At 60.3% G+C, this 22305-nt stretch carries 22 protein-coding genes; 12 read left to right on the top strand and 10 right to left on the bottom strand.

Annotation, left to right across the window (positions count from 1 at the left end):
• Positions 1-109: 109 nt before the first annotated feature.
• Positions 110-892, top strand: coding sequence for a gamma-glutamyl-gamma-aminobutyrate hydrolase family protein (locus BS300_RS13200; protein ID WP_071913312.1), 783 nt, complete (start codon positions 110-112; stop codon positions 890-892).
• Here BS300_RS13200 and BS300_RS13195 read toward each other — a convergent pair whose 3' ends face one another.
• Complete coding sequence (locus BS300_RS13195) at positions 893-1276, bottom strand: hypothetical protein (RefSeq protein WP_041210163.1); 384 nt, start codon at positions 1274-1276, stop codon at positions 893-895.
• Between the two features lie 143 nt (positions 1277-1419).
• Between BS300_RS13195 and BS300_RS13190 the strand changes: the two genes are divergently transcribed.
• Entirely contained in the window at positions 1420-2946 is a 1527-nt protein-coding gene (locus tag BS300_RS13190; protein ID WP_033115474.1) for a cyclic nucleotide-binding domain-containing protein, read from the top strand.
• Positions 2947-3021: 75 nt separating this feature from the next.
• Here the strand turns inward: BS300_RS13190 and BS300_RS13185 are convergent, their stop codons facing one another.
• From BS300_RS13185 to BS300_RS13160, 6 genes are all read right to left on the bottom strand, one after another.
• Positions 3022-3732 (bottom strand): HAD-IA family hydrolase, encoded by a 711-nt coding sequence (locus BS300_RS13185; RefSeq protein WP_071913310.1) that lies wholly within the window; start codon positions 3730-3732, stop codon positions 3022-3024.
• A gap of 33 nt (positions 3733-3765) precedes the next feature.
• Positions 3766-4731, bottom strand: coding sequence for a tyrosine recombinase XerC (gene xerC / locus BS300_RS13180; RefSeq protein WP_071913308.1), 966 nt, complete (start codon positions 4729-4731; stop codon positions 3766-3768).
• Positions 4724-5404, bottom strand: a complete 681-nt coding sequence (locus tag BS300_RS13175) for a DUF484 family protein (RefSeq protein ID WP_041210109.1) — start codon at positions 5402-5404, stop codon at positions 4724-4726. The genes xerC and BS300_RS13175 overlap by 8 nt, the downstream gene beginning before the upstream one ends.
• Before the next feature lie 100 nt (positions 5405-5504).
• Positions 5505-6335, bottom strand: a complete 831-nt coding sequence (dapF, locus tag BS300_RS13170; protein WP_033115478.1) for a diaminopimelate epimerase — start codon at positions 6333-6335, stop codon at positions 5505-5507.
• A 59-nt stretch (positions 6336-6394) separates the two neighbouring features.
• Positions 6395-7645 carry a diaminopimelate decarboxylase gene (gene lysA / locus BS300_RS13165; protein WP_071913306.1) on the bottom strand — a complete coding sequence of 417 codons (1251 nt, stop codon included), beginning with the start codon at positions 7643-7645 and terminating at the stop codon, positions 6395-6397.
• Positions 7646-7677: 32 nt separating this feature from the next.
• A complete protein-coding gene (locus tag BS300_RS13160) occupies positions 7678-7854 on the bottom strand; it encodes a lipoprotein (protein ID WP_071913304.1) in 177 nt (58 codons plus the stop codon).
• Positions 7855-7927: 73 nt separating this feature from the next.
• Here BS300_RS13160 and cyaY point away from each other — a divergent pair, with 73 nt between their 5' ends.
• Positions 7928-8242, top strand: a complete 315-nt coding sequence (gene cyaY, locus BS300_RS13155) for an iron donor protein CyaY (protein WP_033115480.1) — start codon at positions 7928-7930, stop codon at positions 8240-8242.
• The gene (locus BS300_RS13150) at positions 8239-8892 is read left to right on the top strand and encodes an alpha/beta fold hydrolase (RefSeq protein ID WP_071913302.1); all 654 of its coding nucleotides are present in this window, start codon (positions 8239-8241) and stop codon (positions 8890-8892) included. Before cyaY ends, BS300_RS13150 begins: the two co-directional genes overlap by 4 nt.
• Before the next feature lie 75 nt (positions 8893-8967).
• On the opposite strand, the gene BS300_RS13145 is transcribed toward BS300_RS13150, so the two are convergent.
• Positions 8968-11487 carry a class I adenylate cyclase gene (locus BS300_RS13145; RefSeq protein ID WP_043850949.1) on the bottom strand — a complete coding sequence of 840 codons (2520 nt, stop codon included), beginning with the start codon at positions 11485-11487 and terminating at the stop codon, positions 8968-8970.
• Positions 11488-11810: 323 nt separating this feature from the next.
• On the opposite strand from BS300_RS13145, the gene hemC reads away from it, so the two are divergent.
• Genes hemC through BS300_RS13120 form a run of 4 tightly spaced genes read left to right on the top strand, consistent with a single transcriptional unit; the run spans position 11811 to position 15690 of the window.
• Complete coding sequence (hemC, locus tag BS300_RS13135; RefSeq protein WP_143241798.1) at positions 11811-12740, top strand: hydroxymethylbilane synthase; 930 nt, start codon at positions 11811-11813, stop codon at positions 12738-12740.
• A complete protein-coding gene (locus BS300_RS13130; protein ID WP_071913296.1) occupies positions 12737-13471 on the top strand; it encodes a uroporphyrinogen-III synthase in 735 nt (244 codons plus the stop codon). Before hemC ends, BS300_RS13130 begins: the two co-directional genes overlap by 4 nt.
• Entirely contained in the window at positions 13468-14517 is a 1050-nt protein-coding gene (locus BS300_RS13125) for a uroporphyrinogen-III C-methyltransferase (RefSeq protein WP_033115485.1), read from the top strand. Before BS300_RS13130 ends, BS300_RS13125 begins: the two co-directional genes overlap by 4 nt.
• 9 nt (positions 14518-14526) lie before the next feature.
• Entirely contained in the window at positions 14527-15690 is a 1164-nt protein-coding gene (locus BS300_RS13120) for a heme biosynthesis HemY N-terminal domain-containing protein (protein ID WP_071913294.1), read from the top strand.
• A gap of 69 nt (positions 15691-15759) precedes the next feature.
• On the opposite strand, the gene BS300_RS13115 is transcribed toward BS300_RS13120, so the two are convergent.
• Both BS300_RS13115 and glpX read right to left on the bottom strand, forming a co-directional pair.
• Positions 15760-16011, bottom strand: coding sequence for a YkgJ family cysteine cluster protein (locus tag BS300_RS13115; protein ID WP_071913292.1), 252 nt, complete (start codon positions 16009-16011; stop codon positions 15760-15762).
• Between the two features lie 153 nt (positions 16012-16164).
• Positions 16165-17175 (bottom strand): class II fructose-bisphosphatase, encoded by a 1011-nt coding sequence (glpX, locus tag BS300_RS13110; protein WP_071913290.1) that lies wholly within the window; start codon positions 17173-17175, stop codon positions 16165-16167.
• Between the two features lie 218 nt (positions 17176-17393).
• On the opposite strand from glpX, the gene BS300_RS13105 reads away from it, so the two are divergent.
• From BS300_RS13105 to yjeM, 4 genes are all read left to right on the top strand, one after another.
• A complete protein-coding gene (locus BS300_RS13105; RefSeq protein WP_071913287.1) occupies positions 17394-18467 on the top strand; it encodes a porin in 1074 nt (357 codons plus the stop codon).
• Between the two features lie 116 nt (positions 18468-18583).
• On the top strand, positions 18584-19486 hold the full coding sequence (locus tag BS300_RS13100; RefSeq protein WP_071913285.1) for an ABC transporter substrate binding protein: 903 nt from the start codon (positions 18584-18586) through the stop codon (positions 19484-19486).
• A gap of 92 nt (positions 19487-19578) precedes the next feature.
• Positions 19579-20418 carry a DMT family transporter gene (locus tag BS300_RS13095; RefSeq protein WP_071913283.1) on the top strand — a complete coding sequence of 280 codons (840 nt, stop codon included), beginning with the start codon at positions 19579-19581 and terminating at the stop codon, positions 20416-20418.
• 414 nt (positions 20419-20832) lie between these two features.
• A complete protein-coding gene (gene yjeM / locus BS300_RS13090; protein WP_041210095.1) occupies positions 20833-22299 on the top strand; it encodes a glutamate/gamma-aminobutyrate family transporter YjeM in 1467 nt (488 codons plus the stop codon).
• The last annotated feature ends 6 nt before the right edge of the window (positions 22300-22305 follow it).

Below are 22305 nucleotides of genomic sequence, written 5' to 3'. Positions count from 1 at the left end.
ACGGGATCCCTTGACCATGCCTTGAGGCATGCCCTTGTCCGGTTGATGTGCAAGGGTCTGCCCAAGGCGCAGGATGCGAATTCAACGCCAAGGATAACTCAGGTGCCCTATGTCAACGCCTTCACTCCCTCCCAACCGTAAACCCGTCGTATTGATGACCATGGGCGCCCAGCCCCGCAACGGCCACGCCTATCAGGTGATGACCCACAAATACATCACGCCGCTGGTGGAACTCAGCCACTGTGTTCCTCTGCTAGTGCCCACCTGCTGCGGCACAGCTGATCTGGAGCAGTATCTGGATCTGGCGGATGGCGTCTACCTGAGCGGGGCGGGTTCCAACATAGACCCCGCCCTCTATGGTCAGGAGAACCTCACTCCGGAGAAGCAGCAGGATCGGGATCGCGATCTGTTCGATCTGCCGCTCATCAAGGGGGCGCTGGCGCGTGGACTACCGATCCTCGGCATCTGCCGCGGCATGCAGGAGATCAACGTGGCGCTGGGTGGAGATATCCACCAGAAGGTCTATAGCGAGCCGGGATATGACGATCATCGGGAGGATTCGGACGATCCGGTAGACGAGCAGTATGGCGAGAGCCACCAGATTCATCTGGTCTCCGGCAGCTGGTTTGCCGACCTGATGGGCGAAGAGAGCATTGCCGTCAACTCGTTGCACGGACAGGGGATCAAGACGCTGGGCAGCGGGCTGGAACCGCTGGCCCACGCCGAGGATGGCCTGATCGAGGCGATCCACGCCCCCGTCATCTCCCCCTTCCTGCTGGCTGTGCAGTGGCATCCGGAGTGGAAAGCGAGGGAAAACTCCTACTCCATCAAGATCTTCCAGGCTTTTGGCGATGCCTGCCGCAAGCGCCAGGCAGTCACCAGCAAGACCTAATCACTCGCCAAACCCGCGCGCCTTGAGCTTGGGCATTCCCCCTCGCTCGAGGCGCAAGCCACGACAGGCATCCAGTCCTTTCAGGCCGCGCTGGATATGGTCCGGCGACTGGCCGAATACCATGCCATTGCTGCGATAGAGATTGTTGTCATCCAGCTCGAACTTCTCCCCTCCAATCAACAGCTGCTCACGGCCATTCACCTTGTCGCCACGCTTGATGGGTACCGTCATGTCGCTCAGCACCTCGCCAGTCGCACATCCCTCGCGCCAGCGTGCCTCGCTGGAGAAGGGGGTAATGGCAATCTCGCGCCAGGATCCATCCCTGAACTCGACCCGATAGCGATCCACCAGCAGGTCACAGCCAGCCAACGGCAAGAGCGCCATCAAACAGATGATTTTCTTTGAGAATTGCACTGGAAGCCCTCCCTGAAGCTATTGAGTGCAGCATAAATAAAATGGCGCATCGGCGCACCATTTCTCCGCCATGGAACAGCTATGCTGGAGGTAAACAATGCCAAGGGGCTGCTATGTTTGGCGATAATCTCACTGCGCTACCGACCCTGCTCTGGATCGGTGAACACCCGTTCTGGACCCTGCTCACCCTGTCGCTGATGCTGGTGCACTTCTGGCGCCGCCCCGGCGAACGGCGGGAGCTGCTCTCCGAGCTTGGCTTCGTGATGATGAGCATAGTGGTCATCGTCCTGATCCAGCTGGAAGGAGGCTGGTTCAAGCTGCCGCTCCCTCACCATCTGCTGGTTGAAATCTCCACCCTGCTGGCAGGGCTGGTGATGGTGAAGATCTGGGGGATCCTGCTGTTCGAATTCCTGCTGCCGCTCTGTCACGTGAAGATCCCGCGGATCATCGCCGACATCGTCATCACCATCGGCTACATCGGCTGGGGGCTGTTTCGCCTCTACGCTTCCGGCATGGCGCTCGGGGAGATAGTCACCACCTCGGCGGTGATCACCGCCGTCATCGCCTTTGCCATGCAGGACACTCTCGGCAACCTGCTGGCTGGCGTATCGATCCAGCTCGACAGCTCCATCTCCATCGGTGACTGGCTGCAGGTGGACACCACCCAGGGGCGCGTCGTCGAGATCAACTGGCGCGCCACCACCATCGAGACCCGCAACTGGGAGACAGTGGTCATCCCCAACAGCCACCTGCTCAAACAGCGTTTCACTGTACTCGGCCGTCGCCGTGGCGAACCGCTCCAGTGGCGACGCTGGGTCTGGTTCGATCTGACGCTGGATACCCTGCCGACCCAGATTATCGCGCTGATCGAGAAGTCCCTGCGGGAGACCAAACTGCCCTGCGTCGCCAAGCACCCGCAACCGGACTGCCTGCTGATGAACGTCGAAGGGGGCATTGCCCGCTATGCGGTGCGCTACTGGCTGACCGACCTGGCCCGCGATGACCCCACCGACTCCATGGTACGCAGCCTCATAGATGCCGCCTTGCGTCGCAATGACAGGCGCCTCACTCCGCCGATCTTCAACGTCTTTATGGCCAAAGAAAAGCAACATCTGGATGCACGCCACAAACGCCACACCGCCGAGCGTACCGACACGTTGCGCAAGCTGCCGCTGTTTGCCATGTTGCAGGAGAACGAGCTGCTTCAGCTGGCCGATCAGGTAAAATTTGCCCCCTTTGTCAGCGGTGACGTCATGCTGGAGCAGGGGGAGGTATCAAGCTGGCTCTTCGTGCTGGTCAAGGGCGAGGCCGAGATGCTGGTCAATGCGGAGGGAAAAGAGTTAAAACTCGGCACGCTCGGGGCGGGTGACTTCTTTGGCGAGCTGAGCCTGCTCACCGGCGAGCCCAGCACCTTCACGGTACGGGCGCTCGCCACGGTCGAGACCTATCGCATCAATCAGGCGATGTTTCAGGCGCTGGTTGCCCAACGCGAATCGCTGGTCGAGCCCCTTTATCGGGTGCTGAGCGATCGTCAGCAGGAGCAGCAGGCGCTGCTGGATCGCGAGGCAGAGTCCATGAAGCATCCACCACAACAGCTGGATCTGCTCGACAAGCTGATGAAGCTGTTTGGCGGCAGATAAGGCAACCTCTGGCGGAGTTGCTACTACAGCTCCGCCATACTACTCCCCCTCATTCCCTCACCAGCCCGGCAACCTTCACAACAGCAGCTCGGCCAGCTCTCCCAACGCACTCAGCTCTACATCCGGCAGTTGCTGCAACTGCTGCCATGGCTGCTGTCGCTCGTTGAGCCAGGCGGCGCGAAAGCCGTGGAAGCGAGCCCCCAGCACATCGGTCTCGGGATGATCCCCCACATGGAGGATCCGCTCCGCAGGCAGTTTGAGGGCGCTGCGGGTCTGCTCAAACATATCCGGTGCCGGCTTCATTCTGGCATTCATCCCCGCCTTGCAGACCAGAGTGAAATAGGGCTCAAGCCCTGCCTGCACCAAATCCAGATTGCCATTGGTGATGACCACCAGCGGATAGCGTGCCGCCAGCCGGGCCAGCAGGTCATGAGTCGCATCGCTCACCTCGATTTTCGAGCGCTCGGCCAGAAACGCTGCAAATACCTCTTCGGCCACGCGCCCGGCCTGCGCCGCCAGCATCCCCCCCTCCATCATGGCGGCACAGATAGTCTGCTGGCGCGCCAGACTGACATCATGGCGCAGCTCTGGCTGGGCCAGCAGCACAGCGCGTTTGAGCTCCAGCCAACGCGGCTTGTCGAGCATGGCGGTGGCCAGATATTCGCTGCGCAGGTGGCTCAACATCCACTGCTCGGCCCGCTCGATGGCCGGGCCGTTGTCATAGAGGGTATCGTCGAGATCAAACGAGATGGCGGCAACCGGCTGCCAGCGGCGATAGAAGTGCATGGACTCTCCTCTGCAACGGGGGCGCACGGCCCGTTATTCATCTTCCTGCGATTCGGGATCCCGCTTGGCCCTCGGGTGAGCGCTGTCGTAGACCTTGGCCAGATGCTGGAAGTCGAGGTGGGTATAAATCTGGGTAGTTGACAGGTCGGCATGGCCCAGCAGCTCCTGCACCGCCCGCAGATCGCCGGATGACTCCAGCATATGGGTGGCAAAGCTGTGGCGCAGCTTGTGGGGATGGACATGGGCATTGAGCGCCTGCTTGTTGCCCCAGCCATCGAGGCGGGCCTGTACCGAGCGAGGCGACAGCCGCTGCTGACGGCTCGATACAAACAGCGCCTCACTCTCGGTGCCCGCCAGCAGGGGTCGCACCTTGAGCCACTTGTGCAGCCACTCCACCGCCATCCGACCGATGGGCAGCACCCGCTCGCGGGAGCCCTTGCCGGTAACCCTGAGCTGACGATCGTCGAGTTTCACATCCACCAGATTGAGCCCCACCAGCTCGGCAAGGCGCAAGCCGGAAGAGTACATCAGCTCCATGATGGCGCGATCCCGCACCGCCAGCGGATCCTGCTCATCGGTGATGTTGAGCAGCTGGTGCATCTCGTCCACATCGAGGTTCTTTGGCAGTGGCCGCCCCTGCTTGGGGGTCACAATACCGCGGGCCGGATTGGCCACCAACCGCCCCTGGCGCACCTGCCAGTCACAGAAGCTGCGCAGGGCGGAGACCTTGGTCGCGAGCGAACGGGGCGCCAGCCCCTCTTTGTGCATCCGGGTCACCAGAGTCCGAACCTGACTCGCCTCAAGCCGGCTCCACGTTTCGAGCCCCAGCTTCACCAGCGCGGCGGTCATCGCCTCCAGATGGGCCTGATAGTTGCTGCGGGTGTGAGGGCTGAGCTGGCGCTCGACCCTCAGATATTCGATGAATGCCGCCAGATCGTCAGCCAATCCAGACGGCAGTGGCTCGGCAACAGGAGGCGCCTTGGCGGGCCCCCTAGCCATGCGCCAGCTCTGGCAGCCGCAGTTGCAGCAGTCGGCCCAGCTGGCCCAGCAACAGGGTGTCGTTGTGCGGGGTGAAGTGGCTGGGATCCGAGCTGGCAAAGGCCAACACGCCGAGATCGCCAAGCCGCATCAGGGCGACCGAGTTGACCAGCACGTCGTGCCCGAACAGCGCCTGCTTCTCGCTCTGGTTCAGGCGGCCGAAGTAGTAATCCTGCCCCGGCAAACGTTGGCCCAGCAGTTGCTCCAGCTGTTTGCCCTCGGCCAGAAAGCGCGATTCGGGGCCGCTTAACTGAAACTTTTTCGGATTGAGCCAGAGCCGCAGACCGGTCAGCCGCAGCCGCTGCACGAAGGCCTTGCCCATCACGGCACTCACCTCGAACAGGGTCTGGCAGCCATAGAGCTCGCCATAGAGATCGGCATAGACCCGGAAGATCCGCTCGTTCTCGCTGGCGATCCCCATCAGTTCGGTGATCTCCTGCTCCAGCTGTTCGATCCGCTCGCGCTGGCGATCCAGCTGGCGTTCGACCAGCGAGACCGAGCCTTTACGCTCGTGAGGAATGCGGATCCTGTCCAGCACGGCACCGTGGCGCTGGAAAAACTCGGGGTAACGGGCCAGGTACTCCAGCACGGCGGCTTCGTCCACCAGTTGCTCCTGCCGTTTGAGTTCACTCATAACTTGGTTGATCCATCAGAGAAAGGGGACTGGCCCCGACATCATGGGCTGCGGGAGTATGGCTCCTGCCGCCGAACCGCTATCAATCGGAATAACTGCTTTATACGTCGATCTGGCCGTCAAAGACATGCTCGGCCGGCCCGGTCATATAGACTGGCTGACCCGGCCCTTTCCAGGCGATGGTCAGTTTGCCGCCCGGCAGGCTGACGGTGACCCGCTCCTTGAGCTTGCCCTGACTCATGCCGATGACCGCAGCCGCGCAGGCGCCGGTACCACAGGCGAGAGTCTCCCCTACCCCGCGTTCGAACACCCGCAGCTTGATCTCGGTGGCGTTGACCATCTCCATGAAGCCGACGTTGACCCGCTCGGGAAAACGCTCGTGACGCTCCATGATGGGCCCCAGTGTCGCCACCGGAGCATCGGCCACCGACGGTACCTCGATGACGCAGTGGGGGTTGCCCATGGAGACGGCACCACACATCACGGTATGTTCCTGCGCCCGCAGCAGATAGGTCTTCTCTGCCTTCTGGGCCCGAAACGGGATCTTGCCCGGCTCGAACTGGGGCACTCCCATGTTGACCGTGACCTGATTCTCCCCTTCCAGCTGCAACACGATGCGACCGCGCGCCGTGCTGACCGCGATGCGATCGCGGTTGATCAACCCCTTGAGACGCACGAAACGGGCGAAACAGCGGGCGCCATTGCCGCACTGCTCCACCTCGCTGCCATCGGCATTGAAGATACGGTAGTGAAAATCAAGCTCGGGGTCATAGGGGGGCTCCACCAGCAGCAGCTGGTCAAAACCGACCCCGAAGTGGCGATCCGCCAGCTTCTTGATGACGTCGTTGCTGAAAAAGATCTTCTGGGTGACACCGTCCACCACCATGAAGTCGTTTCCCAGCCCGTGCATCTTGGAAAAATCTATCAACATCGTGCGTTCCTGTTTTTGGGCGCGCGCTCAAGGCACTTTTAAAGGCAGCTTAAGGCAGCTTAAGGCAGCAAGTGCTCACCGCGCCAGAGATCGGTCAACTGCTCGCGCTCTCTGATGAGGAACGATTGCGTACCGTCCACCAGCACTTCGGCGGCACGGGGACGGGTGTTGTAGTTGGATGACATGGTAAAGCCGTAGGCACCGGCCGAGCGCACCGCCAGCAGCGACCCCTCGGCGATGGCCAGAATGCGCTCCTTGCCGAGGAAATCCCCGGTCTCGCACACCGGGCCCACCACGTCATAGAGCGCAGGGGTATGGCCAGCACGGCTATCCACCTCGATGATGTTCATCCAGGCGCCATAGAGCGAGGGGCGCAGCATGTCGTTCATGCCGGCATCGATCAGCGCGAAGTTGCGGGTCTCGCCCGGCTTCAGATACTCAACCCGGGTCAGCAGCACGCCGGCATTGGCGACGATGGCGCGGCCCGGTTCGAACAGCAGGGTCAGATCCCGGCCCGCCAACTTCTGCTTGAGCGCTTCGGCATACTCTGTCGGGTGCGGTGGCTGCTCGGAACCGTAGTTGACCCCAAGGCCGCCACCCACATCCAGATGGTGGATATGAATACCTTCCGCCGCCAGACCATCGATCAGCCGCAGCAGCTTGTCCGCCGCTTCCATGAAAGGATTCAATTCTGTGAGTTGCGAGCCGATATGGCAATCCACCCCGACGATCTCGATATGTTCCATCGCCGCCGCCTTGCGATAGATAGCGGGAGCCAGCTCGATGGGGATGCCGAACTTGTTCTGCTTGAGGCCGGTGGAGATATAGGGGTGGGTACCTGCATCGATATCCGGATTGACCCGTACCGATACCGGCGCCTTCTTGCCCATGCTGCCCGCCACCCGGTTGAGGCGCTCCAGCTCGGCTTCCGACTCCAGATTGAAGCAGAGGATCTCTTTTTCCAGCGCGAGGCGCATCTCGGCCTCGCTCTTGGCCACCCCGGAGAAGACCACTTTGCGCGGATCACCGCCCGCCGCCAGCACCCGTGACAACTCGCCACCGGAGACGATATCGAACCCTGATCCCAGTCGGGCCAGCAGGTTGAGCAGCGCCAGGTTGGAGTTGGCCTTGACCGCATAGCAGATCAGGTGGGGAATATCGCCCGCGGCCTTGTCAAAGGCGTGCCAGTGACGTTCGAGGGTGGCACGGGAGTAGACATAAAGCGGGGTACCGTACTGCTCGGCAAGCTGTTGCAGCGAGGTTTGCTCGGCCTGAAGCTGGCCAGCGGCATCGTAGTTAAAGTGATCCAAAGGGGCGGTTCCTTCCTAGAATGGGTGCGGCATTATTGCGGCGCGGCCTCGTTGGGTGCCGCAGGGGTCGCAGGCTGTGCCGCTTGCGGTGTACTCTGGCTCTGGGGTTGCTCGGGAGGCGGCATATAAAGCGGCCCCTTCAGACCGCAGGCGGCCAACCCGAGGGAAAGAAGAGTAGCAAGCAGACACTTGGTGAACTGGGTAATCATAATGGTTCGCTGCGAAAAAAATTTTGGCCCTCTATAATCGCACTCACATTGTTAAAAGCAACAGGATAAACCGATGAAGGATCACGAGTATCACGCCCTGACCGACGCCTTTTTCCAGTACGTGGAGGACACGCTCGACGAGGGGTATCCGGATATCGACTGCGAGCGCAACGGGGGTGTCCTGACCCTCGTGTTCGAGAACAAGACCAAGGTCATCATCAACAAGCAGGAGCCGCTGCACCAGATTTGGGTCGCCACCCGCGAGAACGGCTTCCACTTCGAACTGCAGGGTGAAACTTGGATCGACAACCGTTTCGGCCATGAGCTCAAGGCTCTGCTGAGCAAGTCCTGCACTGCTCAAGCTGGTGAACCCGTGGTATTCCCATGATTGACCTCTATCCACAGGGCGCCCGTCACGCAGTGATCTGGCTGCACGGGCTGGGGGATTCAGGCGCCGGCCTAGCCCCGCTGGTGGATGCGCTGGATCTGCCCGCCGACTTGCCGGTGCGTCACCTGCTGCCGGATGCGCCGGAGCGCCCCATCACCATCAACATGGGCTACAAGATGCGCGGCTGGTACGACATCAAGAGCTTCGAGGATCCCGCCGAGCGGGCCGTGGAGTCCCATGTCCGTGAATCAGCCAGCCAGATCAGCGCCCTGCTGGATCAGCTGGTCGCCGAAGGGTTTGCCCCCGAACAGATCGTGCTGGCGGGCTTCTCTCAGGGCGGCGTCATAGCCTCCTTCACCTCGCTGCGCTATCAGGCAACGCTGGCGGGCCTGCTCTGCATGTCCACCTACCTGGCCGCTCCCGACAAGCTGGCAGACGAAATGAGCGAGGCCGCTCGCTCCCTGCCCATCTGCTACATGCACGGCATCTATGACGATGTGGTGAGTCTGTCACTCGGTTGGGATGCCAAGAACCGGCTGGAAGAGATAGGGCTCGCCCCCGAGTGGCACGAGTACCCGATGCGCCACGAGATCTGCCGCCCTCAGCTGGGCGACATTCGCAGCTGGCTGCTGGCCCGCCTCGGCGGCTGAGCAACCGCAAAAGCAAACGGCCTGCAACTGCAGGCCGTTTTTATTGCTGTGTTCTCAGGATGCGTACCGCAGCGGCTAACCCACATCGCGGGTCGGCGGCACCTGTTCACGCCCCGCCCCCTGGCTGCGGTAGGGAATAACCGCCAGCTCGCCATTGTGCTGCACTATCTCGTAGTACTGGGGCAGGTTGAAGTTGATGAACTGACCGTCATCGCTGAAGCGCTCGTGATTCGAGGTGTAGAAGCGGTTTACGCCGGAGACCAGCTCATCCTTGTTGCCGGCAAAATGCTGGTAGATCTCGACCCGGTTCGCCTCATCGAGGATATAGATGTTGGTGCCCGCATCCCGGGTATCGAAGAAGAACTGCACCAACCCCTCGCTGGCGTAGGCATCGACGATGCTCGGCAGATGCTGGCTGTGGGTCTTGTCGAGCCGCAGCGGCAGGTGATCCAGCTTGTTGTGGGAGATGTGGCGGTAAAAATCGATGGCGTTCTCCAGCTTCTTCACCGACACCCCGCGCCGCTCAAAGAAGATGCCGTACTTCTCCTTACCGAGCGCCATGGTCTTGACCAGCTGCTGCTTGTCGCGGGCCAGGCGCAGATCGATACACTCGGCCACCAGCGTCTGGAAGCGGGAGCGAACCAGAGAGCGGAAGTGCTGGCTGTAGCAGAACACCTCGATCATCTCGGGGGCTGCGGCATCCTGATGCATCTTGCCGAGGATGGTGGTGAGGGCATCGACCACAGCCTCGTCCCCCTGAAAATGGAGGGTACGGATCTCGCTCCAGGAGTTGCGATAGACCAGATCCACCGAACCGACCAGACACTCCTGATTGCGACCAAACGAAAATACATCCACGGTATTGGCGTCGAATTCGATCACCTGCCCGACCCAGTGGCTGGTCGGATCCATCTCCAGGTTGAGGAAGATGGAGAGCTGACGGATCTCGCACGGCCGGCTGAGCGCCAGGTTGGTGGCGAGCGGGTACTTCTCGGGGAAGCAGCCGGAGAGATCGCGACAGAACTGGTGCAGATTGTCGATGTGCAGATCCGACCCCTGATTGAAGAGGTGCACCCGCGACTGGGGCGTCAGCAGATCGTTGAAATAGGCCCAGGAGACCAGCTTGCTGATGTAGCCGTTGAACTCGAGCGGTGCACGGCCAATGATGTCCACCGGCTCCAGCGAATGCTTGTAGAGATACCAGCCGGCGCGGTTGAGGCGACCGTGCGGCACCTGCACGAAGCTGAGATCCGGCTCGCTCAGATCCGGCGCTATCTTGAGGTTCACCCGCTGCACCTTGCCCGGCAGGCTCTCGAAAGCGGCATAGAGCTTGCGCGACAAGATACCGATATCTTCCGGGTTGATCGACTCGCTGATGTTGTTGCGACGGGCGAACTGGATCAGGTTGCGGTAGCTCTGCATCAGAGCTTCCAGCAACTCGGCATGGGCGATCTTCACCTCCTCGACCTTCCACTCGTGGCGGTGATCGAGATGGTACAACTTCTCTTGACTCCAGCCCCAGTAAGAGACCAGCTGGCTCATCTGCTCGCGGCGCCACTCGGGAGAGTGATCGTCCTTCGGGTGGCTGAGGCCATCGCACACCTTGAGGTAGAAGCAGCGGCGCACCAGATCGAGTCGCGCCATGTCCCCGATGGACTTGAGGTAGTTGGTCACCTTGTCCAGCATCAGGCAGTAGTTGTCGAGCCGGTAGTGCATCCCCTCGTTGTGCTGGAACCAGTCGCGGCCAATCATCGACAGCAGGCGGGTATTGGGGTACTCGTGGGAGTAGGCTTCCATCAGCACCGACTTGAGCACGGCTTTATAGGGAGAGTCGATCCCCTTGTAGAGCTGCCACAGTGCCGAGCCGAAATACTCCTCGGCCGGGATCCGGTTAAAACTGCCCAGATCGAGCCAGTCATCCTGATCGAGCTGACCGCTCTCGAACAGCCCGTTCACATATTCGTCGTAGTGGTCGTCATATTCGACAGGCACCAGATACCAGATGAGCCGCTTGCCGGCGATATGCATGGCGCTGCGGTAGAACTCGTCGAGCAGCAGCAGATGCTGGGCGCTGCCGCAGCTCTCCCCCTGCATCTCGGCATCGTTGGTCTGGCGGAACTTGTCTTCCGGGATCAGGAAGAAGTTGAGATCAACCCCGCGCTGTTCCGCCCACTTGGAGAGTTGCTGGCACTTCTGCTCCAGCAGATCGAGCCGCGTCTGCGACAAGCCGGCCACGTGGCAGACCCAGATATCGAGATCCGAGTGACAGCACTGGCCGATGGAGGAGGTGCTGCCCATGGAGTAAAGCCCTTGAATGGCTCGGTCATGGGTGGCAAGCCCGTTGAGGCAATTGGCATTCTGGCAGAGGTCATCAATGAAGGCTTGCTGTTCCGGGGTGGTGCTGAAACTCCAGATGCCATGAGGGACATCACCGGAAACATAGCCAGGCAACAGGGGATGATTGAAGTGCAGCATGACCGGCAGCAGTTGAAATACCTGCTGCCCGTAGCGACTCATGAGGCCCAGCGCCCGTTGCGTCTTGAGACGGGTAATCCCGTCATAACGCGCAACCAGCGTGTCGAGTTTTTCCAGCAATGCCCTGCCTATCACCAAGGTGAAAATGACGCACCAAAAGCGGGATACGTCAAAAAAGTGTGATCATGTTAACAATGCAAACAGCAGTGGTAAACAAGCCGACAGCGAATCACCGGATTATTTCTGGTACGACCACAACAAGTATCAGGGGAAACGGTTAAATTTCAATAATTTCAATGAATTAATCAATCACCTCGACTTAATGAAAATCATTTTCAGCCTCCATTTTTGAGCTTGAGCCCGCTTTTGCCGGCTCCGCCATGAAAGCCCGGGCAAAGGGTGGTAATATCGATTTCCTTCTAAAAATGAAACAACTGATTGATATGGCAGCCCGAACCCTGAAAATTGCCACTCGCAAGAGCCCGCTGGCCCTGTGGCAGGCCAACTTTGTAAAAGACCAGCTTGAAGCCCTGCATCCAGAGTTGCAGGTCGAACTGGTACCGATGAGCACTCAGGGTGACAAGATCCTCGATACCCCGCTGGCCAAAGTGGGCGGCAAGGGGTTGTTCGTCAAGGAGCTGGAGACCGCCATGCTGGAAGGACGCGCCGACATCGCCGTTCACTCCATGAAAGACGTGCCGGTGGAGTTCCCCGAGGGGCTCGGTCTGCACACCATCTGCGTGCGGGAAGATCCGCGCGATGCCTTCGTCTCCAACCGCTTCAAGGCCATTGCCGAGCTGCCGCAAGGGGCCGTGGTCGGCACCTCCAGCCTGCGTCGCCAGTGCCAGCTGCGTGCAGCCCGCCCCGACCTGGTGATCCGGGATCTGCGCGGCAACGTCAACACTCGCCTCGCCAAGCTGGATGCTGGTGAATATGACGCCATCATCCTCGCCGCCGCCGGTCTGAAACGACTGGAGATGGCGCACCGCATCACCGCCTTTATCGAGCCGGAGCAGAGCCTGCCAGCCAACGGTCAGGGGGCTGTCGGCATCGAATGCCGCCTCGACGATCACGAGCTGCACGCCCTGCTGGCGCCGCTGGAGCACGCCGAGACCCGCGCCCGGGTATTGACCGAGCGAGCCATGAACCGTGCCCTGCAAGGGGGATGTCAGGTGCCTATCGGTGCCTATGCACTGGTCGAGGGCAAACAGATCTGGCTACGCGGTCTGGTGGGCAGCCCGGATGGCACCCGTGTCATCCGCGACGAAATCCGCGGCCCGGTGAGCGAAGGCGAAACGCTGGGAGAGACGCTGGCACAGCGCCTGCTGGCGGCTGGCGCCGACGAGATCCTGGCCGAGGTCTACCGCGCATGATCCCGCTAGTGGTGCGTCCGGCCGCTCAGGCCACCGAGCTGGCGCAGTTGCTGCGCCGGCACGGTCATGCACCACTCTGCTGCCCACTGCTGGAAACGGTCGCGGGCAGCGACCTCACCCGCTTGGCCGACATGCTGCAAGATGCCGACATCGTTATCGCCGTCAGCATCCATGCCGTTCATTTTGCACACGATTTTCTGTTGCAAACTGGTCTGACCTGGCCACATATTGAGTACTTCGCAGTGGGTCAGGCGAGTGCCGATGCCTTTGCCGAAGTGGGCGTGCGGGCGATCTGCCCGGACGACCCGCGCAGCGAGGGACTGCTGGCCCTGCCCGAACTGCAGCAGGTGAGCGGCAAGCGGGTGGTGATCCTGCGCGGCAATGGCGGGCGGGATCTCATCGCCAGCACGCTGGCCTCACGCGGTGCTCTGGTGCACTATTGTGCCGCCTATGAGCGCCACTACCCCGAGTTTGACGGGGAAGCATTGACCCGCCACTGGCAGGCAGCCGGACTCGACAGCCTGCTTGTCACCAGTGGTGAACTGTTGCAACGGCTGCTGGAGCTGGTTCCAGCCAGCCAGCAGCCCTGGCTTTTTGACCGCCTGCTGGTGGTCCCCAGTCCGCGCGTGGCCGAGATGGCCAGCGCTGCGGGCTTTATCCATATCACGATTGCCCAAGGTGCATCCAACCAGGCCCTGATGGCCGCACTGGAACTGAGGAAGATGGAATGACAGCACAACAAGAATCCCAGGTCACACCCCAGCCGACCACGGTGGTCAATGGCAGCAAGAGCCGCTCCGGTGCCGTTCTGGGAGGGGTCGCCATCCTGCTGGCCCTTGGCCTGACCGGTGGTCTCTATCTGCATGGTCACAAGAATGCGGTGGCCCAGCAGGCCGAACTGGCCCAACTCAAGCAGCAGCTGGCCAGCGCCATGAGCAAGATTGACCAGAGCAACAGCAAGGATGCCGAACAACTGGCCGCGCTGGGCCAGACCCAGCAACGGCTGCAGGGCGAGATGCAGGGGCTGCAGAACCGGGTACTGGATCTCAACGACAAGCGCCCCAACGACTGGATGCTGGCCGAATCCGAGTATCTGGTGCGCATGGCGGGCCGCAAGCTGTGGCTGGAGCATGACCTTGTCTCTGCCATCACCCTGCTCGGCAACGCCGACGAGCGCATTGCCGCCCTCAACGACCCCAGCCTGATGCCGATCCGCAAGGCACTGGCCGAAGATATCACCAAGCTCAAAGGGATGCCGCGCATCGACCGCGAAGGACTGACCCTCAAGCTGGCCGCCCTCGAAGACCAGATCGAGCTGCTCCCGCTTTCCGCCGTCAACATGCCGGAAGCCAAACAAGAGCAGGATCAGGCGGTCAGCACCAATCCCGACGAGTGGGAGAGCAACCTGAAGAAGAACTGGGTCAAGTTCACCGAAAACTTCATCACCATCCGTCGCCGCGATGGCGCCGTCGAGGCCCTGCTCTCACCGCAGCAGGAATTTTTCCTGCGCGAAAACCTCAAGACCAAGCTGCTGCAGGCGCAACTAGCCGTCTATCGCGAACAGCAGTCCCTCTATGAGGACAGCATCGACAAGGCGCAGCGCTGGCTGACCCAGTACTTCGATACCGACAACAGCGCCACCCACTACATGCAGGGTGAGCTCGACAAGCTCAAGGGCGAGCAGATCCAGATCAGCTATCCGGAGCAGTTCAAGACCCAGGCGATGCTGGAGCAGGTGCTGACCGAACGCCTGCAACGCATTCTGGCCAGCAGCTAAGGGGGCACCATGATCCGCATTATCATTCTGGTTGCCGTCATGGTCGCAGGGCTGATCTTTGGCCCGCAGGCCTCAGGCAACAAGGGCTATGTCCTGATTGCGCTCGGCAACTACACTATCGAATCTTCCGTCACCAGCGCGGTGATCCTGGCCGTGCTGTTCTATGGCGCTCTGCTGATCGTCGAGTGGCTGCTGGGCCGGGTGTTCGGCCTGCGCCGCAAGACCCTCGGCTGGTACGGCTCCCGTCGCCGCCGCAAGGCCAATCAGCAGACCGTGGCCGCCACTCTGGCGATGGCCGAAGGGCACTACAGCCAGGCTGAAAAGCTGATGCTCAAGGGCGCCAGCAACAGCGACACCCCGCTGCTCAACTATCTGAGCGCCGCCAAGGCGGCCCAGGCGCGCGGTGACGATGTCCGCCGGGATCAATACCTGCAAAAGGCGCAGGAGGAGAACCCCAAGGCCGAGCTGGCGCTTACCCTGACCCAAACCCAACTGCAGATCGAGCAGGGCCAGTACGACACGGCGCTGGCGATGCTGGAGTCGGTCTACGCCCTCAACCCGCGCCATCCCATGGTGCTGGATCAGCTGCGTCAGGTGCATCTGGCCCGCCACGACTGGGCGGCCCTGTGCGATCTTATCCCCACCCTGCACAAGGTGGGCAAGCTGACCCCGAAACAGGAAGAGGAGCTGCTGCAACAGGCGTGGAATGGCCGTCTGCAGCAGGCGGCAAGCAATCTGGAGACCCTCAAGGCGGTGTGGCAGGAGCTGCCGCGCAAACTGCGCCTTGAACCTGAGCTGCTGGCCAGCTACGGAGATCTGCTGCGCGGGCTGGGTGCCGACAGCGAAGCGGCCAGCCTCTGGCAGGAGGCGTTGCGCAAGCAAGCCATGCCGCAGCTGCTGAGCCGTCTGCCCAAGCTGAAACTCGACAACTACCAGCCGCTGCTGGCGCTGCTGCAAAAACAGCAGGGGCAGCCGGAGGTCGACAACGCGCTGGCCCAGCTCTATCTGCTGGCCGGTCAGCTCGACGAGGCCCAGAAGCTGCTGGAGAAGCAGGTGGAGAAGGCGCCCAGTGCCGCCGTCTACCACGCACTCGGTCAGGTGATGGACAAGCGCCGCCTTACCAACAAGGCCAACGAGTACTACCGTCAGGCACTGGACTTGGCGGGGATCTGATGCCCGTCGAACAGAAACGCGAGAGGCCGCACAATGCGGCCTCTTTTTTATCTCTTTGCCCAGCTCTCGTCAGGTGGTGAGCCGCTCCAGCTCGCCAATCAGCCAGATGGCCTCGGCGCGGTGGCTACCGCACACATCCGTCATCGGGCGAAAGCCGCCACATACCGCCGGCCGCTCTGGCTGGCCGAAGATCTTGCAGCCAAGGCGCGCATCAAGCTGGATGCAGGGGACGCCAGCCGGTTTGCCATCGGGCATGCCGGGGATGGCACTGCTGATACTGGGAGCGATGCAACAGGCACCGCAACCGGAACGACACTCCATACAACCCACTCCTGTCACAGGATCAACCTGCACTGTCGGACTCTCTGCCACCATAGCCCAGGCCAGATGACAAACGTAGAGGGCAGGCAGCAAAAAGCCCGACCGCGAGGCGATCGGGCTTGATTCACTACCGCATGGCGGGCAGAGCCATCATCACAGGATGATGTCGCGAACCACGCTGTCTTTGCGTTCCAGATAATGGATCGACTTGATACGGCGGATGGTGCGCGACTTGCCACGGATCAGCAGGGTCTCGGTGGTAGCCATCACGCCATCGCTGGTGATGCCGTCAAGCAGATCACCCTTGGTGATACCGGTGGCGGAGAAGATGACGTTGTCATTCTTCGCCATGTCTTCCAGCTTGAGCACCTTGTTGACGTCGATGCCGAGCGCTTCGCAGCGGGCAATCTCCTGCTCACCCAGCGCGATCACCTCGGGGCTGTCGCCCTTGACCCGGTGACGCGGCACCAGACGGGCCTGCATGTCGCCATCCAGCGCGCGGATCACCGCAGCGGAGATCACCCCTTCCGGTGCGCCGCCGATGCCGTACAGCATGTCCACTTCGCTGTCCGGCAGACAGGTGAGGATGGAGGCTGCGACGTCACCATCGGGAATGGCAAACACCCGCACGCCCAGCCCCTGCATCTCCTTGATCGCCTTGTCATGACGCGGCTTGGCCAGGGTAATGACGGTCAGACGGGAGAGCGGCTTGCCCAGCGCCTTGGCCACGGCCTTGAGGTTCAGCTCGAGAGCCTGATTCAGGTCGATGGCGCCTTTGGCCTTGGGCCCGACGATCAGCTTTTCCATGTACATGTCAGGCGCTTTCAGGAAGGAACCCTTGTCGCCCACCGCCAGCACGGCCAGCGCATTGGCCTGACCCATGGCAGTCATGCGGGTACCCTCGATGGGATCGACCGCGATATCCACCGCGTCGCCATGCCCGGTACCGACCTTCTCGCCGATGTAGAGCATCGGCGCTTCATCAATTTCACCTTCGCCGATCACAATCTCACCATCGATCTCGATCTGGTTGAGAATGTGGCGCATGGCCGCAACGGCCGCCCCATCGGCGATATTCTTGTCACCACGTCCGAGCCACTTGTAGCCAGCCAGTGCAGCCGCTTCCGTCACTCGGGAAAACTCGATTGCCAGTTCACGTCTCATCGCATATCCAACCTATGGAGCTCGAAAACGGGCGGCATTCTACCACAAGGGCAAACCTTTGCGCACAAAAGTAGCTGACAGGCGCATAAATGTAGCCAATTCATCCAATTGCAATCCAACTGCCATCGACTCTTCATCCAACTGTCACCCCGCTGTCATCCGCCCTCCCTAGGATGGCCCCGTCTTCCAAACAAAAGCTTGCAACACAAGGGATTAAGATGAAAAAGCTGACTGTAGTGGCACTGGCGCTGACTGCCGCCTTCCAGGCTCAAGCCGTTGAAGTGTATAAAAACGACACCTCTTTGCTGGATCTCTATGGCCGCATCTATGCCGGTCAATTCTTCGGTGACAAGAAAGAAAACGTCAGTACTACCAATCCGAATGGCACCAAGGATTACAGTGCCAAGCAGGGCGCCAACCAGTTTGTCCGCTTCGGCGCCAAAGCCGAGACCCAGATCCAGAGCGGTCTGAAAGCGCTGGCCCAGTATGAAGTGCAGATGTATATCAACGACAGCGAGAAGACCATCAGCGAGAACTCCGACAACCTGCGTACCCGCCTGGCCTTTGCCGGTGTGGGCGCAGACTGGGGTAGCGTCACCTTCGGCCGTCAGAAAGGGGCTCCCGGCTTCCTGGCTGACTGGACTGATGTCGCCCTTTCCGATGGCTACGGCAACGATGCGCTGGGTGCCAAGACCGATAGCTTCGCTACCAACCGCGCCGGCTCCGTGCTGAAATATTCAGGCCTGTTCAACGGCTTCCAGTTTGATGCCAGCTACAAATTTGATGGTGGTAAAGAAGAAGATAAAAGCAGCAGCAAAATTTCCGCCGCAGACCCAGCCTATGGTGCTGCCGTGGCCTATACCTTCCCGTTCAATCTCTCGCTGGGTACCGCCTACAACGTAGGTCAGCGCCAAGAAAAGAACACCGAAGATGCCAAGCTGTGGATCATCTCTGCCAAGTACGACAACAAGGCCGCCTACGCCGCCTTAAGCTATGCAGATGGCTCTGATTTCGTTCAGAGTGGAGTTGACCATACCGGCTGGGAAGCTGCGCTGGGTTACAACTTCGAGAACGGATTCGGTCTGATGGCGCTGTGGAACAAACAGGAACAAGAAGCCACTGGTGGCAAGAAAACTGACACCATCGACTACTACACCCTGGGTGCCCAGTACAAGTTCAACAAAAACCTGCGAGTTATCGGCGAGTACCGCATCAACAATCTGGACAGCGTGGCCGGCACTGCGACCGCCAACAAGGATGACTTCCAGCTGGCTGCCCGTTACGACTTCTAATCGGGTCAGGATGAATACCAAAAGCGCGATGGCATGCCATCGCGCTTTTTGCGTTGTTCACGCAGCGGCAAACTGGCCTAGGCTCAACAGGTGATGTTTGTACGACACGAGGCTGGATGATGTTGAAACAGCTTGCTGCACTCCTGCTTTTGCTGGCTCTGCCGGCACATGCACTCTCGATCGCCATGGTGCTCTGGCGCGGCGAGACTGCGGCCGAAGCCGGTTTTCGCGAAGAGCTGCTGCGCCTTGGCTATCAACCCACCTTCACCACCTTCGATGCAGCGCAGGATCGCGCTACGCTGGCGGCCATGCTGCGCCAGCAAATTGAGCCCAAGCTGGCCAGCTACGACTACATCTACACCTTCGGTACCACTGCCACCGCCATGACCAAGAGTCTGCTGGCCGATCGCAAGCCCCTCATCTTCAGCGTGGTCTCGGATCCGGCAGGTGCCGGTTTTCTGGCAAAGGATAAAAACCTGAACAAGATGGTGGCAGGCACCAGCAACATGGTGCCGATGGCTCTGCAGCTGGCCAATGCCAGCAAGTACCTGCCCGCCGGCAAACGGCTCCTCGTCCCCTTCAACCCGCGGGAGCAGAACACCCGTCTCGTCACCGACATGCTCATCTCCGAGGCCAGACGCTACGACTGGCAGGTGGTCCCCTGGCGGATTGCCCCGGATCCCAAGCGGCTCGATAGCGAGCTGAAGCGATTGCAGCAGGATGCCAGCAACGACATCGTCTTTCTGGCGGCAGACAGCTACCTGCTCTCCATCGCCCCCCGTCTGCTGAGCACCCTGAACGACGCGGGCATCCCGACCATCTGCAGCGCCGAGCTCTTCGTCCAGCACGGCTGCACGGTCGGTACCATCAGCAGTTACAAGCTGCTCGGCAAGATGGCCGCCGACATCATCCACCTCAACCAGCAGGGCATCCCGCTGCAGGATATCGCTCTGAAGTTCGATGCCAATCCCAAACTGGTACTGGGCCCCCTCGGCAAACTGCGCCAAAGCGGGCAATAACAGAGCCCGCCCAACCAATCCCTTGATAGAGATCCCGGCGCGGCAAGTGCCGGTCGGGTATGATGTCGGCTTCCGGATTCGAGGCGCCTCCCATGAGTACCACCGTCTTCTTTGCCGTGCTGCTGGCAGCCCTGCTCCATGCCAGCTGGAATGCCCTTGTCAAAATCGGTGAGGAGCGACTGGTCGGCATTTCGCTGGTCGCCCTCTTCTCCGGGTTGATTGCCGCAGTCGCCCTGCTGCCAATGGGGTTGCCATCACAGGCTGAACTGCCCTGGCTAGGCCTCTCGATTTTGCTTCACACCGGTTACTGCCTCTTTCTCAGTCATGCCTACAATCAAGGCGACTTTGGCCAGATCTATCCGCTCGCCCGCGGCAACGCCCCGCTGCTCGCCATGCTGTTAAGTGCCATGCTGCTCGGTGACTACCCGGGCTACGGCGGCATCGTCGGCGCCTGCGTGCTGATCATGGGAGTCTTGCTGATGGCCTGGCGAGGTGGGCAGCAACGCCTTGGCAGCAAAGCAGTTCGGGCGGCGCTGATCACCGCCATGTTTACCGCGACTTATACCCTCTCCGATGGGGCCGGCGCCCGGGCTGGCGGCGAGCCGGTACGCTATACCCTCTGGCTGTTCGCCTGTACCGGTCTGGTGATGTTGCTGGTACTGATCGCCCATCAGAAGCGCAACACCTGGCGCCAGATCCGCCGGCATGCTGCAGCAGGCGCGACAGGAGGAGCCATGTCCCTGATCGCCTACGGCATCGTCATCTGGGCCATGACCCAGGCTCCCATCGGCGTGGTTGCCGCCCTGCGCGAAAGCAGCGTGTTGTTTGCCATGCTGCTCTCGGTCTGGCTGCTGAAAGAACCGCTGGGGAGAGCCCGCCTGACCGCAGCCGCCATTATTACCGGTGGCGTGCTGTTGACTCGCCTTGGATAAGGGAATCAATTTTCATTTGCTTTTAAATCTGTCGACAAACTATGCGTTTATCTATTCACGGATATCGAGCTAAAAATAGATGAGCCAGAATCGTAAATGATTACATCCGCAACGTATGAAATAACTGGCATTGCTATTTCGAACTAATTGAGAACCATATGGCTAACTTACCAATTCGATGCCGTTAATGGTAAAATCGCGTCCATTCAATGCTTGGCAGCACCACCCCCTCTCTCCATGGCATTCGCCATGCAGGTTCGTCAAACAGTGATTTGCGGCCACCAAACGATCCGTGGCTGAACGTTTGTGTCTGTCGCACCGCGACAGGCTGATGCACTCCGGATAATTAATTTATCCCGCTTGATATGTTTAATTTTTGATTATTTAAAATGCTGCACCAGCAGGGAGTTTTATATGTCAGCAAAAAAGCTGAAATTGGGAGCCTTTATATTGATGATACTCACATCGGTATTTGGCGTTACTAATATCGGGATCGGTTTCTACCGCATGGGATATGCCGCCATTCCGATGTTCGTGGTCGGCGGTCTGTTCTTTTTCATCCCCTTCATCTTGATGATGATTGAGTTCGGTACCGGTTTTCGCAAAGAGGCTGGCGGCATCTTTACCTGGATGCGCCACTCGGTCTCGACCCGTTACGCCTTTATCGGGCTGACCATGTGGTTCGCCTCCTACGTCATCTGGATGTTCGGCAAGGCGCTCTCCATGTGGGTGCCCCTCTCCTTCATGCTGTTTGGCCGCGACATCACTGTTATCCCGGTCACCCTGGGCACCGGTATCGACTTTGGCCCCTTCATTCTGGGCGTCGTCGCCATCGCACTGGTGGCCATTGTGACCAAACTCATCACCTTCGGCAGCGCTCGCTTCGCCAAGGTAGCGGCCATCGGCGGCCTCTCCGTCGTAGCCCTCAACGTGCTGTTGCTGGTTGGCGGCGTCCTGACCTTCGCCGTGAGCGGCATGACTCTGCAGGAGCCCTTCACCGAGGCATCGCTGACCTCTTCTCCCAATGCCGCCTTCAACGACATCATCCCCTTCCTCGGCTTCATGGTATTCGCCATCTTCGCCTACGGCGGTGTCGAAGCGATGGCCGGTGTGGCTGACGAACTGGAAGATCCCGAGCGCGATCTCAAGCGCGGCATCTTCCTCTCTGGCGCCTTCATCGTGCTCTGCTACATCATCGGCTTTCTGGCGGTCGGCTCCATCATGCGCTGGAGCGATTTCCCGGCCGAGGGGATCACCTCCCTCTCAGCTCTCTTCATCATCATGCTGGAGCTGGGTCGTCATCTGGGTGGCGAGTGGCTGGGCCAGATCTTCATGCGCTTTGCCGGCCTTGGCATGTTCCTGAGCTATCTGGGCGCCTTCATCGCCCTCTCCTACGCACCGCTGCGCCAGTTTATCACCGGCACCCCCAGCTACTTCTGGCCGGAGCGCTTCCAGCGTGAAAACCAGAATGGCGTTCGCGTCGAGGCCCTCAAGGTTCAGGCCTGGGTGGTCTGCATCTTCATCGCGGCCAAATCCATCTTCACTCTGATCAACCCGGAAGGGGCTGCCGCCCTCTATGAACTGATCATCACCATGACCAACGTCGGCATGACCCTGCCCTACATGTTCCTCATCTACGCCTGGTATCGCTATCGTCACAACCCGGCACTGGAGAAGGATCTGATCTTCTTCAAGAGTTCGGGCTCGGTACTGCTGGCCACCATCGTCAGCCTGATCCTGGTGGCATTCGGCAACGTCTTTACCGTGGTCGCCCCCTTTATCTCCGGTGACATCTCGACCGGCGTCTGGACCATCATAGGTCCGGTACTGTTCGTCATCATCGCCATGCGGTTCAAAATCAAGCAGGAAGATGCCCACTGATCGGCT

The organism is Aeromonas sp. SCS5 (genome assembly GCF_001887375.1).
GTDB lineage: Bacteria > Pseudomonadota > Gammaproteobacteria > Enterobacterales > Aeromonadaceae > Aeromonas > Aeromonas jandaei.
Note: the sequence above shows the minus strand (reverse complement) of the source record. Positions and strands in the feature narration are given on the sequence as shown.